The sequence below is a fragment of the Spirosoma sp. 209 genome (assembly GCF_002006735.1).
GTDB classification, from domain to species: Bacteria; Bacteroidota; Bacteroidia; order Cytophagales; family Spirosomataceae; genus Spirosoma; species Spirosoma sordidisoli.
Window position 1 is genome coordinate 1 of record NZ_MVEC01000001.1, and the last position, 15,144, is coordinate 15,144.

12 protein-coding genes and 1 CRISPR repeat array are annotated in these 15,144 nt (G+C 55.5%); of the genes, 5 read left to right on the forward strand and 7 right to left on the reverse strand.

What is annotated here, in order from left to right; translation table 11 throughout:
* The first annotated feature begins 17 nt into the window (after nt 1-17).
* Nucleotides 18-1,243: a CRISPR direct-repeat array (repeat unit 30 nt; unit sequence CTTCTAATCGTACCTGAGTGGAATTGAAAT).
* 98 nt (nt 1,244-1,341) lie between these two features.
* A complete protein-coding gene (locus B1C80_RS00005; protein WP_139361561.1) occupies nt 1,342-1,986 on the forward strand; it encodes a DUF1080 domain-containing protein in 645 nt (214 codons plus the stop codon).
* A gap of 84 nt (nt 1,987-2,070) precedes the next feature.
* On the opposite strand, the gene B1C80_RS00010 is transcribed toward B1C80_RS00005, so the two are convergent.
* Together B1C80_RS00010 and B1C80_RS00015 are read right to left on the reverse strand one after the other, a co-directional pair.
* Nucleotides 2,071-3,060, reverse strand: coding sequence for a gluconolaconase (locus B1C80_RS00010; RefSeq protein WP_077919003.1), 990 nt, complete (start codon nt 3,058-3,060; stop codon nt 2,071-2,073).
* A 98-nt stretch (nt 3,061-3,158) separates the two neighbouring features.
* Nucleotides 3,159-4,148: a gluconolaconase gene (locus B1C80_RS00015; RefSeq protein ID WP_077919004.1), complete on the reverse strand. Its 990-nt coding sequence runs from the start codon at nt 4,146-4,148 to the stop codon at nt 3,159-3,161.
* Nucleotides 4,149-4,249: 101 nt separating this feature from the next.
* Between B1C80_RS00015 and B1C80_RS00020 the strand changes: the two genes are divergently transcribed.
* The 4 genes from B1C80_RS00020 (at nt 4,250) to meaB (ending at nt 7,655) form a co-directional block, all read left to right on the forward strand.
* Nucleotides 4,250-4,615, forward strand: a complete 366-nt coding sequence (locus B1C80_RS00020; RefSeq protein WP_077919005.1) for a hypothetical protein — start codon at nt 4,250-4,252, stop codon at nt 4,613-4,615.
* 112 nt (nt 4,616-4,727) lie between these two features.
* A complete protein-coding gene (gene queA / locus B1C80_RS00025) occupies nt 4,728-5,771 on the forward strand; it encodes a tRNA preQ1(34) S-adenosylmethionine ribosyltransferase-isomerase QueA (protein WP_077919006.1) in 1,044 nt (347 codons plus the stop codon).
* Between the two features lie 55 nt (nt 5,772-5,826).
* Nucleotides 5,827-6,528 carry a 2-C-methyl-D-erythritol 4-phosphate cytidylyltransferase gene (locus B1C80_RS00030; protein ID WP_077919007.1) on the forward strand — a complete coding sequence of 234 codons (702 nt, stop codon included), beginning with the start codon at nt 5,827-5,829 and terminating at the stop codon, nt 6,526-6,528.
* 155 nt (nt 6,529-6,683) lie between these two features.
* On the forward strand, nt 6,684-7,655 hold the full coding sequence (gene meaB / locus B1C80_RS00035) for a methylmalonyl Co-A mutase-associated GTPase MeaB (protein ID WP_077919008.1): 972 nt from the start codon (nt 6,684-6,686) through the stop codon (nt 7,653-7,655).
* A 54-nt stretch (nt 7,656-7,709) separates the two neighbouring features.
* Here the strand turns inward: meaB and wrbA are convergent, their stop codons facing one another.
* The 5 genes from wrbA to B1C80_RS00060 form a co-directional block, all read right to left on the reverse strand.
* On the reverse strand, nt 7,710-8,321 hold the full coding sequence (gene wrbA, locus B1C80_RS00040) for an NAD(P)H:quinone oxidoreductase (protein WP_077919009.1): 612 nt from the start codon (nt 8,319-8,321) through the stop codon (nt 7,710-7,712).
* 101 nt (nt 8,322-8,422) lie between these two features.
* Nucleotides 8,423-8,875 (reverse strand): hypothetical protein, encoded by a 453-nt coding sequence (locus B1C80_RS00045; RefSeq protein ID WP_077919010.1) that lies wholly within the window; start codon nt 8,873-8,875, stop codon nt 8,423-8,425.
* A 123-nt stretch (nt 8,876-8,998) separates the two neighbouring features.
* Entirely contained in the window at nt 8,999-9,550 is a 552-nt protein-coding gene (locus tag B1C80_RS00050; RefSeq protein WP_077919011.1) for a hypothetical protein, read from the reverse strand.
* Nucleotides 9,551-9,914: 364 nt separating this feature from the next.
* Nucleotides 9,915-11,405: a SusD/RagB family nutrient-binding outer membrane lipoprotein gene (locus B1C80_RS00055; protein WP_077919012.1), complete on the reverse strand. Its 1,491-nt coding sequence runs from the start codon at nt 11,403-11,405 to the stop codon at nt 9,915-9,917.
* Nucleotides 11,406-11,465: 60 nt separating this feature from the next.
* Nucleotides 11,466-14,729: a SusC/RagA family TonB-linked outer membrane protein gene (locus tag B1C80_RS00060; protein ID WP_077919013.1), complete on the reverse strand. Its 3,264-nt coding sequence runs from the start codon at nt 14,727-14,729 to the stop codon at nt 11,466-11,468.
* Nucleotides 14,730-15,144 lie beyond the last annotated feature (415 nt).

A 15,144-nucleotide genomic window follows, 5' to 3' on the forward strand; every position in this document is an offset into this window, starting at 1 on the left:
CAAGTCAGGACGGACTGGCCTTCTAATCGTACCTGAGTGGAATTGAAATTTTGAAGTAGTTCAGGCAATCACCACTAGGCACTCGTCTTCTAATCGTACCTGAGTGGAATTGAAATTGATCGCGGTAATCGACGGTTTCAAAGACATACTCCTTCTAATCGTACCTGAGTGGAATTGAAATGAAAGGACTGAGCAAAACAAGTCAGGACGGACTGGCCTTCTAATCGTACCTGAGTGGAATTGAAATTTTGAAGTAGTTCAGGCAATCACCACTAGGCACTCGTCTTCAAAAAAAAAAAAATACCTGAGTGGAATTGAAATTTTGAAGTAGTTCAGGCAATCACCACTAGGCACTCGTCTTCTAATCGTACCTGAGTGGAATTGAAATTGATCGCGGTAATCGACGGTTTCAAAGACATACTCCTTCTAATCGTACCTGAGTGGAATTGAAATGGCTATCTCGGTGACAAGCATACCTTTACGTCCGCTTCTAATCGTACCTGAGTGGAATTGAAATTTGATGTCCTTCTACGCATTAAGCACAGCGAAAACTCTTCTAATCGTACCTGAGTGGAATTGAAATGGGAGCTCCTGGCCTCGTTTCGCACGACAGCAGCCACTTATAATCGTACCTGAGTGGAATTGAAATTATTTCAGGATAAAATCAAGCGTATTTGTCAGCTTTCTTATAATCGTACCTGAGTGGAATTGAAATGGCGCAGCTGACGCTGGACACCGAACAGGTATTCACTCTTCTAATCGTACCTGAGTGGAATTGAAATGCAATTTGTCGATATGAAATACGAACAGGCGATGGCCTTCTAATCGTACCTGAGTGGAATTGAAATTGTTCAACCCGTTGAGCGTCGTTCGCAGGCTTTCCATTTCTAATCGTACCTGAGTGGAATTGAAATGCTGAAAACTATTAACCTGGTGAACGTCTCGGCCGACTTCTAATCGTACCTGAGTGGAATTGAAATCTGGAGAAATACTATACAGGGAGCACGTTGGTGACTTCTAATCGTACCTGAGTGGAATTGAAATCAAAGAACCAGGTCCGACCGGCCTCCGAGCTCGCTACCTTCTAATCGTACCTGAGTGGAATTGAAATTTAATAGCCTCCGGGGTGTTCTTAACGGTCTGGTTCTTCTAATCGTACCTGAGTGGAATTGAAATTCGACGTCAACAGCAAGGATAACGACGGCTAGGAAGACTTCTAATCGCACCTGAGTGGAATTGAAGTGGGCGGGGAGTTGGTTGAGTTACGGCGGTTGGTCCGTTAGGATTTGGGGGGTTGGTTCTTTGGTTGATGAAGGTACTCCATAATGCCTGATGCTAACTATGAAATCATACCTCATTGCGCTGGCTACAGCGGTCGTGCTGGCGGGCTGCTCCGGCGCTAACACCACCCAACAGGCCAATGGCTGGACCAGCCTCTTCGATGGAAAAACCCTCACCGGCTGGCGGGCCGCCGAAAACCCGGCCACCTTTAGCGTACAGGATGGGGCCATTGTAGTCTTCGGCCCACGGGCGCACCTGTTCTACGACGGGCCCGTCAACAACCATTCGTTCAAGAACTTCGAGTGGAAAGCGCAGGTGAAAACGATGCCCGGCGCCAACTCCGGCATGTTCATCCATACCACCTACCAGGATACCGGCTGGCCCGTCAACGGCTACGAAATTCAGGTGAACCAGACCCATACCGACTGGCGAAAAACCGGCAGCGTGTACTCGTTTCAGGATGTGAAAGAAACCTTCGTGAAAGACGACGAATGGTATACCGAACAGATTACGGTCGAGGGTAAAAAAGTGACCGTCCGCATCAACGGCAAAGTCATCAACGAATATACCGAACCCGACAATGCCGAACGCACCGGCGATAACGCCACCCGCCGGCTCAGCAGCGGCACCGTGGCGCTGCAGGGACATGACCCCAAAAGCAAAGTACTCTACAAAGACATTATGATCCGGGTGCTGCCCGACTGATCGGCTCCCTTTTCAGCACGAACGGTCGGTTCGGGCGCCTAACTACGCCCCCGAACCGACCGTCCGTATATTCCGAGTCACAGGCTATCTGAATTTCTGGATGCTGTACTGGTTGCTTTGCAGCTGGCCGGGGTTCATGGCCATGGCCGCTGCGCCTACCTCACCGATCCGGGCGTTGAGGGTGAAGATACTGTTGTTGACCAGCACGTTGGTGGTAGCCTGCGCATAGCCGTTCGTATCGTTCCGGATCAGGCTGGCCGTGGCAAAATTGTCGGTGCTGCGAACCAGGGATACCTGACTGCCGCTGTTGGTCACGATATATAGATCGGTCGTCCCCACGAGGGTAATGCCGTCGCCCCCCTGCAGGGTCAGTCCGCCCACTTCGGTGATGGCGTTGCCGTTGTTAAGATCGATCTTGAAGAGCTTGCCTTCGCTGGTTTTTACGGCAATCAGGTAGCCACCGGGGTGATAGATGATGCCGTTCATGCCGAACATGCCCATGGGCGCGCCCAGGCGGGTGTCGTTCACCAGAATAGAGGGAGTTCCGTCGGGCGCTACTTTATAAATCACCGGGGCAAACGAATCCGTTACGTAGACGTTGTTCTGCGGATCGACCGCCAGATCGTTGGCAAAATGACGAACGCCCGGCAACAGATTGTCCAGGTCGACGCGGTTGGTAAGCTGGCGGGTGGTCAGGTCGAACACCAGCAGTTCGGCCAGCTGAAAAGCGGTTTCGGGTTTACTCTTGACCGAAACGCCCTGGTCGCCGTTGCAGACCAGGATCCGGCCGTTCCCTACCTTCACCCCGATGCCGCTGACAAGGGCCGGGTCGGTGAGCAGGTCTTCGTACACGCCCGTTGTCGACACAGTGCCGATTTTCCCCTGGGTGATCGACGTAATAATGAACCGATCCAGCTGCGCGGAGTACGCAATTCCTTCGGGGTACTGGCGGGTGGCCGTAAACTCGATCCGATCCGGGAAAACGGCATTGGGACTGTCGCGGTGATCTTCGCAGCCCGTCAGGCAGGCAGAAGCGGCCAGCAGAACGCCGGAGACGATACACGATGTTTTCATAACGAAGGACTTAACAATAGATAAAAAATATAGAACAAGACGACCAACCGGCACGCCCTTTCCACTAAGTATGTGTCAAGTCACTTTGTTTCTCTATATTACGGAATGGGAACGGCCGGCCGAAACTGCTGGATGCTGTAGTCGCGGGCCTGAAGCTGGGCGGGGTTACCGGCCGCTGCGCTCACCTCACCGATGCGGGCGTTGAGGGTATAGATCCGACTGCCCACGGCCACGCTGGTGGTGGCCTGCTCGTAGCCCGTGGTGTCTGCGCTGACGAGGGTGGCGGTTTTCCAGTCGTCGGTACTTCTCAGCCGGGATACTTTCCGCCGTTCGTTCACGACATAAAGGTCATTGTCCAGCAGGGTCAGGCCATCGCCCCCCGCTACGGTTACGCCCGTAATTTCGGTGATGATATTCGGATTGGCCACGCTGACCTTAAACAGTTTGCCTTCGTTCGATTTCACCACGATCAGGTAACCGCCGGGGTGGTAAACGATACCATTCAGGTTGAACCCCTGCGCCCCGGCAAACAGGGGGCTATTGATAAAAATAGCGGGCTTATAGTCGGGCGTAACGCGGTAGATCACCGGCGCAAACGAGTCGGTGATGTAGGCGTTCCCCTGCGGATCGAAGGCCAGGTCGTTGGCAAAATGGGGGACCCCTGGCAGCAGCGAGTCGAGCCGGACGGCCTGCACCCGGGCGCGGGTCGTGAGGTTAAACACCAGCAACCCGGCCGTCCTGAGGGTGGTCTGGACAGTGCTTTTGGTCGATACCCCCTGATCGGCGTTGCAGACGTACAGCAGGTTGCCGCGAATTTTCAGCCCGATGCCGCTGATGAGTCCAGTATCGGTGAGGAAGTCGGCATACCGCCCGTTGAGGTCAACGGTCCCTATTTTTCCCTGCGTAATGGAGCTGACCAGAAACCGGTCGAGAGCGGGTGAATAGGTAATGCCTTCGGGATAGAGCCGGTCAGCCTGGAACGCAATTCGCTCGGGAAATACGGCCGCATCGAACTCGCTGTCGGGCGTGTTGCAGGCCCACATACCGGCCAGGAAAAGAACGGGAAGGCGTAGCAGATACCGGAACATAAGCGAACGGTTTACTCGGTGAGACAACGGATTCCATAAAATAGCGAAAAACTATCCGTTTTGTTTTGGGTTTACACTAAAAACGTAATACTACCAACGTCATGAATCATTTCACCACCTTAACCGAAGCCATGGAAGCCCTGCGCGAACGCGGCTACACCCACGAATTCGGCCCGAAAAGCGATTATCTGGAAGAGAAAAGCACCGAGACCAAACTCAAAAGCGATGAGTTCAACGTGGACGAGTTCCACCGGTTCGAGGGCACGTCGGACCCCGGCGATGAGATGACGTTATACGCCATTACGGCTGCCAACGGCATGAAAGGCGTCTTTGTATCGGCCCAGGGCACTTACTCCAACGAGGCCTCGTCGGAACTGATGGCCAAGTTCAACGTATCGGACCGCGCAGGCGTCAACACCGACGGCGCGGTGCAGCCGATGGATGGTTTGCCCGTCGGCGATAATTGATTTTTGTCATATTTGCAAGAAAAAAGCCCGGAACATACTCAATTTTCCGGGCTTTTCGCTATATTTGCGCCCTTTACAGAAAAAAGATTGTTGTTATTCGTGCTGATAGATCATGAAATTATCCGAATTCAAGTTTGATTTACCCGAGAGTCTCATTGCTAAATACCCGGTTGAGCGGGGTGAATCGCGGTTGATGGTTGTTGACCGTAAAGCCAAAACCATTGAGCATAAACAGTTTTCGGATATACTCAGCTATTTTACCGATGGTGATGTAATGGTCATCAACAACACGAAAGTGTTTCCGGCGCGTTTGTATGGCAACAAAGAGAAAACCGGCGCTAAAATTGAAGTCTTCCTGCTGCGGGAGCTGAACCGCGAAATGAAACTCTGGGACGTACTGGTCGATCCGGCCCGTAAGATCCGCGTTGGGAACAAACTCTATTTCGGCGACAGTGATCTGGTAGCGGAAGTTATCGACAACACCACCTCGCGCGGCCGTACGATCCGTTTCCTGTTCGACGGCAACCACGAGGAGTTTATGAAAGCGGTGGATGAACTGGGCGAAACCCCCATCCCGCGCGAGATGCAGCGCGAAGCCGAACTGGCCGACCGGGATCATTACCAGACCGTTTTTGCCCAGCACGTCGGCGCTGTAGCGGCTCCTACGGCCGGTCTGCACTTTACCCGCGCCATGATGAAGCGGATGGAGATCAAAGGCATTCACTTTGCGCCGATTACGCTGCACGTTGGCCTGGGTACGTTTCGTCAGGTAGACGTAGAAGACCTCACCAAGCACAAAACCGATTCGGAAAACTACCGGATTCCGGCCGATGCGGCCCAGATCGTCAATACCGCGCTCGATGGCGGCAAACGGGTCTGTGCGGTAGGTACCACCTCGCTCAAAGCCATCGAATCGTCGGTGTCGGCCAATAGCCGCCTGAAGCCGGTAGAGGGCTGGACGGATAAGTTTATCTTCCCCCCCTACGATTTTAAAATCGCCAATTCGCTGCTGACCAGCCTGCACCTGCCCGAGTCGATCCTGATCATGATGACGAGCGCGTTTGGCGGTCATGAGCTGATCAAGGAAGCGTATCAGGTAGCCATCAAGGAGAAGTATCGCTTCTTCAGCTATGGCGATGCCATGCTGATTCTGTAGGCCCGCGCCCGATAGTGGGTTGTCGTTTGTAGTTTTGCGTCAGTTTATCCTTCGCATGACAACCCACGACCAACCGACGTCCTCCCCGGCCAGCCCGGCCTGTTTTGCCATTATCGTTGCCGGTGGCAGTGGTAGCCGGATGAAATCGGACATTCCCAAGCAGTTTCTGCTGCTGAACGGCAAGCCGATCCTGCAACATACACTGGACCAGTTTCTGGTGGTACTGCCCGCCGAACAGATCATACTCGTACTGCCCGCCCGCGAACGCCAGACCTGGCTGTCGCTGTGCGGGCAGTACGGCTTTCAGGCACCGGTGCGGGTGATTGACGGCGGAGCCTCGCGCTTTCAGTCGGTACGCAACGGCCTGCAGGCGCTTCCCCTGTCGGTCGATGGTGGCGTTGTGGCGGTACACGACGGGGTTCGGCCGTTCATTGCGCCCGATATTATCCGGACCAGCTTCGAGACGGCTGCCCGCCTGGGTTCGGCGGTGACCTGCGTACCGGCCAAGGATTCCGTTCGGATTGTCGGGGCCGACGGCATGAGCCGGGCCATTGACCGGGCTAGTGTCCGGCTTGTACAGACACCACAAACGTTTCGGCTCGACTGGTTCCGGCAGGCGTTCGCTACCGATGAACAGCCTCACTTCACCGACTGCGCCAGTGTGCTCGAACATGCCGGTTTCCCCATCGCGCTGATCGATGGTGCCTACGAAAACATCAAGATCACGACCCCCGACGATCTGGGGCACCGGGGGTAGCTAGCCAGGTAAGCCAGGTATTTTATCCATATCGCCCTTACCGGGGCTGGGTGTAAGCGACGGCTTTTGTTACTATTCCTCCCCTGCCGGGGCTGGCGTCCTGTGGCGTTAGATTCCGTAACTTGCTGGTCCGATCGTTCGTTTAACCCGCTTTCATGCGTCACCGCTTTCCGCCCGATTACTACATCAATGGTATCCTGAACGGCGACCGGCTTACGCTCAGCCGCGCCATTACCCTCGTCGAGAGCCGTCGGTCAGACGATCAGCTATTGGCGCAACAAGTCCTGGAAGGGGTGTTGCCCAACACCGGACGCAGCATCCGGGTCGGCATTACGGGGGTGCCGGGCGTCGGAAAAAGTACGTTCATCGAAGCCTTCGGTCGCTACCTGACCAAGCAGGGTCATCGACTGGCCGTACTGGCCGTAGACCCCACCAGCCAGCGGTCGGGCGGTAGCCTGCTCGGCGACAAAACCCGGATGGAAACGCTCTCGATGGACCCGAACGCCTACATCCGCCCCTCCCCGGCTGGTGACTCGCTGGGGGGTGTGGCGCACCGTACGCGCGAAACCATCCTGCTCTGCGAAGCCGCTGGCTACGACGTCGTTCTGGTCGAAACGGTAGGCGTGGGTCAATCCGAAACGGTGGTGCACGGCATGGTCGACTTTTTCCTGCTGCTCATGCTGGCGGGTGCCGGAGACGAGTTGCAGGGCATGAAACGCGGCATCATGGAGCTGGCCGACGCGCTCTGTATCACCAAAGCCGACGGCGACAACCGGGCCGCGGCCGACCGGGCGCGGGTCGAGTACCAGAACGCGCTGCACCTGTTTCCGCCTACCGGCACCGGCTGGTTTCCGCCCGTTTTGACCGGCTCAGCCCTCACCGGCGAAGGCGTGGACACAGTCTGGCAAACCATCCGGGATCAGCAGCAACTAACAACGGCCAACGGCTACCGCAACCAGCGTCGGCAGGAGCAGCAGCTTACCTGGTTCAGGGCCCTGCTGCGGCAGCGACTCGAGGGTATGTTTTACGAGCAGCCCGGTATGCGCGAGCGGCTAGCCCATATCGAAGAGCAGGTTCGGACCGGCACCCTCCTCCCCGGCCCCGCCATCAGCCAGCTTCTGCACTAAAAAAAGCCACCGCTCAACGCAGTGGCTCCAGATGTGGGATAGAAGAAAAAAAGCTTACGCATGCTGCGGCTGCCCGACAAAAGTAGCCGTCACTTCGGCTACGCGCTTACCCTGAAACCGGGCCGCATCCAGGGCGACCTCGTCGGGTGGCACCGTACCGTTCTGGCTCGTATGGGAGGTACCATAGGGGTTGCCCGACTGGAACTGAATCGGATCAGCGTAGCCCGGACCAACAATGATACTGCCCCAGTGGTAAAAGGTGTTGTTCAGACTCAACAGCGTCGACTCGTGGCCACCGTGGGCCGTAGCCGCGCTGGTGAAGGACGACCCGATCTTGTTCACGAGCTTGCCCTGCCCCCAGAGCGGACCGGTTGAATCGATGAACTGCTTGAGCTGTGCAGCCGGCATACCGTAGCGCGTGGGTGCGCCCAGGATGATGGCATCGGCCCATTCCAGATCGGCCAGCGTAGCCTCGGGCACATCCTGGGTTTCGAGCCGGTGAGTCGACCAGCCTTCGTTCGATGCAATGGCTTCTTCGGGAGCCAGTTCTTTCACTTTCAGCAGCCGCACCTCGGCGCCGGCCTGTCTGGCTCCTTCTTCGATGGCGCGGGCTATTTTGTAGGTAGTACCCGTGGCACTGTAATAGATGATGGCAACTTTTGTCATGCGCTCTTGTTGGAAAAGATAAATGTATATACACGAAAAGGGCTACAAGAAAGCCCCTGGTCCGTTCATGCGTCTGAACCGGCCAGGGGCCTGTCTACAGCTTAGGAGTTACCCAGCGTACGGTCTGGCTCATTAGCCCGGGTGGCCGGGATAGCGCCTTCCTGCGTGCTGCGGTTCCAGTCAGCGTCGGCCACTTTCTCATCGGTAGAGAGGGCGTCTGGGTTCTGGTAAGCCGTCATGGGGTTGTCTTCGTCCGTCGATGCATCTTCGGCGTTCATAGGCAGCGGCTCCTGTCCCCACGAAGCCCGCTTCGACTCGCCGATGCGCTCGGCCGACATGTCATCGTTCTCGTCGTCGCTGGCCAGGGCGGCCGCCTGGGTCACATCTCCCGGCACGTCAGTATCGCTGATTTCAGCGACGCGCGAGGGCAGTTCACTGTCCAGATTCTTATCGTTCAGTTGCGCCAGTTCGGGGTGAATACCCATGGTGCTGCGCATTTGCTTGGCCGCATTGGACTCGGTGCTTTCTTTGCGGGAATTGCTACTTACGCTCATAACGTTGGTTGGTTTATCGGTTAACGGAATATAGAATGGTTGATAGCCGGTGCGCCCGAACGCACTGGAGGATCGGTTGGGCACTCCCTCCGACAAAGGCAGACGGTACCGGCCATAGACCGATTAATACGTAGGCTGGTTGCTGAGGTCGGTGCCTGTTTCGGCTACCTCTTCCTCGCGCGACTGATCGGTTTCGTCCGTATCGTCTGCGTCGGTACGATCGGCTTCCGTATCGTCGTCCTCGCCCCCATCAGGCTCCTGCTGGGCTTTGGCGGCTTTCTGGGCGTTGGGAACACCAACGCGGTCGGCCGATGCGTAATCGTCGGGACCGTGGGTCGTTACGTCGACCATGGCGGTGTTGGTTTTGTCGGCACCGGCGGCTGCGTTCTGGGCGCCCTCTTCGGTCACTTCCATGGTACTATTGTCCATGTCGCCCAGGCGCAGGACGCCGTTTTCGCTGTCCATATCGGTGCTGCCCATGGCCCGGTTGTTGCGGCCATCCTGACCACCCCGAACCTGTTCACTGTCGAGACCGTTGGGCGAGTTTTCGGTTTCCGGCCGGTGCTTATTATCCTGTTTGTAGACGTCGGCATCAGCGTCATCCGAGCCAAAAGGGCCTTCTGTGCGGCCAATTATCTGCGCGTCGTCGCGCTCTACATCCTTTTCGTCTTTCATAGCGTTGGGCTTATTCAATACATAGAATAACTGGATTTCTGATAAAAGGTTATCCCACCTCTGTAACCGCTCATCAGCCCAACCTACCGAAAAATCAATATTTGTACCGATAAATATACATTATGTCCGAAGGTTCATTTGAGTGTATACATTTGTATATGTAAGCCAGCAAAAATCTTTACTTTGCTGCAACTAAATGCCCCTTTTCAGGGTCTATATTATACAGACTATACGACTGCCTCTTACTTACGTTTTGGGCAGTCTTCGATATAAAAGAGTTTAATAGTTGGATAAAGCGTAATACCGAAAGCGGGCCGACATTGTCGACCCGCTTTTTTGATTTTTCAGTATTTGTCCGTCTGGATCAGGGTTTATCCCACCACACGCGCGAGCTGGTTTTGTCGCCGTTCGACAAACGGCCTACGGCAGCTTCGTACGCAGCGGTGTTCAGCGTTGGCTCCGTGTTCGGATACCCGTACCGGCGCGGAATCTGCTTGCTTTCGTTCACCGCGTACGGCGTAGGCTGCAAGTTCGGGTACCCCGTCCGACGCCATTCGGTCCAGGCTTCCGATCCGTTCGGATACAGCGCGATCCAGCGCTGATCACCAATTTTAGCCAGGATGTCGCCGGCGGTAGGCGCTACGTTCGGGCTGGCAATGTAGGCCGTGTACTTGGCGGCATCATAGACACCCCACTGCTCCCACGACGCACGAATCGCGTCATTGTAAGCGGTTCTCGCATCGGCAGAAATCCAGCCGAGGACCGATGCCTCCGCTTTGGCCAGCAGCATCTGAGACGCCGTAATGATGTAGCTGGGCTGCGTCTTGGCCAGCACTTTCGCGCTGGGCAGGGCATACTCAGGGTTATCGTTCGTATAGTCGATGAGCAGGTCGCGGGTCAGTCCGTAAGGAAGACCCACGAAGTCGCCGGTGCTGGTTGGGGTAGCGTAGGCCGGCAGACGCGGATCGCTCAGGCTTTCCAGCTTGTTGACCAGCACATCGCTGACACCGTAATCGCTACGGCCATCGAACAGGGCATTGTCCGGGTTCCGGAACTGGTTCACGTCCGTGTACCGAATGGTTGCGTTGTCGGCGTTGGTGCTGATGTAGCCAGCCGCATCGTTGTAGGCAGCGGTGAACTCCGTACGGCCCGTGGCAGGGTCTACTTTAGTCAGGCGCAGCGCCAGGATCATCCGCAGCGAGTTGGCAAACTTCTTCCACTTGGTGGCGTTACCCGCAAACAGGATATCGCCGTCGAACGCCCGGCCGTTGTCGAACTGCGCACTGGCTTCTTTCAGCTCTTTGAACAGATCGGCGTAGATCGCCTGCTGCGGATCATATTCTACCTGCGTCTGCTTCTTGAGCGCATTGAAGTAAGGCACATCGCCCCAGCGGTCGGTCACCACCGAAAACACATACGCCTTCAGGATCCGGGCCGTAGCCAGCTGGTTATTGTTCGAACCAAACTGCGCTACGTAGGCTCTGGTCGACTCATCGGTATTATAATCGATGATGGTCTGCAAATCCTGCAGGGTTACAGCGTAGTAGCGATTCCAGTCAGCAAACGTGGTTGCGTATAGCGAGTTCTCGGGATACTGGCTCTCTGACCAGTACTGCGCGAACAGCCGCGGCTCAGGCGCCAGCGTGGTCAGCCGGCCGGCAATACCTTCCAGCAAAGCGCCGGTTGCCGTGGTTGGCGGTACGCCCAGCATGGCTTCGGTCAGCAGCGCCGAGGTTACCGGCGTTACGGCAGCGTTCGGGTTTATGTTCTGATCACCAAAGTCGCTGCAGCTCGCCATCAGGCCCAGTCCGGTTAGCAGACCGAGCGTCATGAATCTATTTTTAACGGTAGTCATTTGTGTTTGAATTGAGTACGCGACCCACCCCGTAGTGCGGGTCGCGTGGGTACATGGCTCTTAGAAACTTAAACGAACGTTGAAGCCCAGCGAGCGGGTGCCTGGCTGCTGGCCGTTTTCGCCGAAGCGCTGTGCCAGCTCCGACGGATCGATGTTCGGGTTAGAAGCGTAGATCAGCCAGGGGTTACGAGCCACTACGCTCAGGTTTACGCCCTGGATGTATTTGTTTGGCTTGATAGGCAGGGTGTAGCCAAAGCTCACCTCCCGCAGTTTGATGTACGACGCATCGAATACCGAGTTGTCGATGATGCTGTTGTTACCAAACTGGTGGTAGTAATCGTAAGCCGGTACGTAGGTATCGATAGCCTCGCCCGTTTCGCTCACGCCCTGTACCCGAACGCCACCGCCGTTGGCTACGTCGTCCCGAACGTTCATGCCTTTGTCGTTGGTAGCGGCCGTTTCGGCGTACAGACCCGAGTAGGTACCCCAGAAGTTCGACAGCGAGAAGTATTTGCCCCCGCGCTGGAAGTCAAGGCTCAGACCCAGCGAGAAATCCCGGTACCGCAGCGTGTTGACCAGACCGCCCGTGAAATCAGGCAGTACCGAGCCAAAATACTGGTTCGGCGCGAACACGTACGTACCGTCTTCGTTCAGCACCGGCTGGCCGTTCTGGTACACGATACCGTTACCGCGCAGCTGACCCCAGCGGTTGTTGCCACCGTTGTCGACACCGGTCGAGTGAATGACGTAGGCGTAACCGAACTGGTCATTGGTCGTAAACGATCCGGAGGTAGCGCCGAAGGGTGTCGACGAGGTAGCCTGAATCGAGTTGATACCCGGTGCCAGGCTGATGATCCGCGAGTTGTTACGGGCGAAGTTCAGGGTAATATCCCAGTTGAAATCCTTGCCAACGATGGGCTTACCATCCAGCTGAATCTCGATCCCGTCGCGCTCGATCCGGCCGGCGTTGATAACCTGCTGGGTAAAGCCGCTGACGGTCGTTACGTCTACGTTCAGGATCTCGTTGATCTTGTTTTCCCGGTAGTACGTGAACGCCAGACCGGCCCGGTTCTTCAGGAAGCGCAGATCGACCCCGGCTTCGAACGCCGACGACAGCGACGGAACGATGTTGGCGTTGGTCAGCAGGTTCGGGGTCGTGATCAGGCTGTTCGTGTTATTGTACTTGAACTGGTTTACCTGATAGGTCAGTGCCAGCTGGTACGGGTTCAGGTCAGAACCGACCTGCGCCCAGCTACCCCGCAGTTTACCGAACGACAGGAACGGCAGCGCGTTGCGGGTCAGCTCCGAGAATACGAAGCTACCGCCTACCGATGGGTAGAAGTACGAGTTGTTGTTGGCAGGCAGGGCCGAACTCCAGTCGTTACGACCCGTTACTTCCAGGAACACCAGGTCACGCCAGCCCAGCGATGCGCGGGCGTAGAGGCTGCGTACGGTTTTGCTGAAGCGGTTGTTGGTCTGGCTGAACGAACCAATCGAGTTACCGATCGTATAGAGATCCGGTACGAACAGACCACCCGTGGTAGCCAGGTCAACGCGCGTATAGCGGTTATCCCGGATGTTACCCCCTACGTTGGCATTCAGCGTAAAGTCTTCGCCGAAGCTATCGTCGTAGGTAGCCAGGAATTCGTAGTTGTCTTCGCGGTCGGTGATCTGACCGGTGGCGTATTCGGCTTTCAGACCCGTCTGCGACGCGCTGGTCTCCAGAATATTCGGGATCTTGTTCTCGTAGTTCGTGTTCCGCTGGTTACGGCGCAACCAACCCTGTACCCGGAACTTGTCGTTGATTTTATAGGTCAGGTTCACATCCCCGAAAATCCGGTCGCGGTTGGTCTGGTAGTCGATATTGTCGAGGTACGAGTACCAGTTGTACCAGTAGTTACCGCGGTTGAAGGTCGCCGTCTGGAAGTTGGTCGTTGCCGTTGGGTTGGTATGGTTCCAGCTGGCCAGCGCACCGGTAGGCGTACGCAGGGCGCGCAGCTCGCGGAGTTTGCTCATGTCCAGATCGCGATGGAACCACTGGTTGAACGAACCCGAACCCGACAGGTTTGAGTAGGCATCGTCAAACTCGCCACCCAGCCGTTCGGTTGTGTAGTTGATGTTCAGACCGGCCGTCAGTTTGGCTCCCAGATCGAAGGTCGTAGCCGCGGTAACGTAGTTCCGCTTCAGCGACGTATTGGGCAGAACACCCGTCTGGTCGAGGTTGTTGTACGACAGGCGCAGGTTGTAGCCCGTGCCGCTCGTGCGCAGGCTTACGCCGTTGTTGAGCGTCCGACCCGTGTTGTAGTAATCGCGTACGTTGTTGGGCTGGGGCGTAAAAGCTGCCGTCTGGAACGAATAGGCATGACCCGGGTACCAGGCGTACCAGGGGATGTATTCGCTGCCATCGATGCGCGGACCCCACGAAGCGTCATCCGAATAATCGTGGTATTTCTTGCCGTTCAGCGCCTGCCACTCAACCGGGTTGCCGGGAGCCCAGGTAAACGTACGCCAGTCGGCCGATCCACCGCCACCGTACTGGTTCTGGTATTTCGGGATGACGTTCACGCGGTCAAACGTGGTGGTGCTGTTGATGTCGATGCCGATGCCTTTGCGGTTCAGTCCTTTCTTGGTCGTGATCACGATCACACCGGCATCGCCCCGCTGGCCGTAGAGGGCCGTAGCGTTGGGGCCTTTCAGTACCGAGATGTTCTCGATATCGTCGGGGTTGATGTCCAGCGTGGGGGGCGTATCCGAATCACCCGTCAGGGGTGTGCCGTCTACAACGTACAGGGGGTTTTTATCGACCAGCGAAGCCGCCCCACGAATACGAACCACGGCACCCGAACCCAGCTTGGAACCGGCCTGGCTCAGTACCTGAAGACCGGCTACTTTACCCGCCAGGGCGTTACCGGCATCAGCCTGCCGAACCACCTGAAGCTGATCCTGGGTGATTTGCTGGGTAGCGAACGAAACCGACTTGGCGTCGCGCTTGATACCCAGGGCTGTAACGACAACCTCCTGCAATTGGGCTGCGTCTGAAACTAGTGTTACGTTGATGGAAGTTTGATTACCTACCGCTACTTCTTTACTCGTAAACCCAATAAAACTAAAAACCAGCGTCGAACCCGCTGGAACGTTGAGTCGGTATGTACCACTCGCATCGGTACTGGTGCCGCGCGATGTGCCTTTCACCGCTACGTTAACGCCGGGAAGATCAGACCCATCTTCTGACGACGTTACCTTTCCACTGATGGCAATATCCTGCGCCATCGACGGTAGATAGAACAAGCACAGCAGGAACTGTACCACTAGAAATTTTCTCATAAAAGTGATCTTAAGTGTAGGTTAACGCTGAATCAGCATTTTTTCTAATATCAAAATTGTGCAAAATAGTTGTCACAACAAAATTTCGTAGTCTATAATTTTTACAGAATTATTAGAATATTAAAGTACCATCCGGGCGAATATTCATAATACCAAATTATAACTGCCTCAAAACCAACGTTTTTTTGTTAAGAAATCATAATTCTATTCTGCTCTCACACCTGGTCCACTAGCGGATAAACTGTTTGTACTACCGCACGAAACGCACCGAAAAATCAACTTTTTCTATCCTACGGGAAAGTGGCAAAATATTAGATTAGTCATATTTACTTAAGTACTTTAGGCGCCCTACACTGAGTAAACTGAAAGTAACTATGCAGATAGTCAGTACACTACCTCCAGCGTCTTTTCTCGG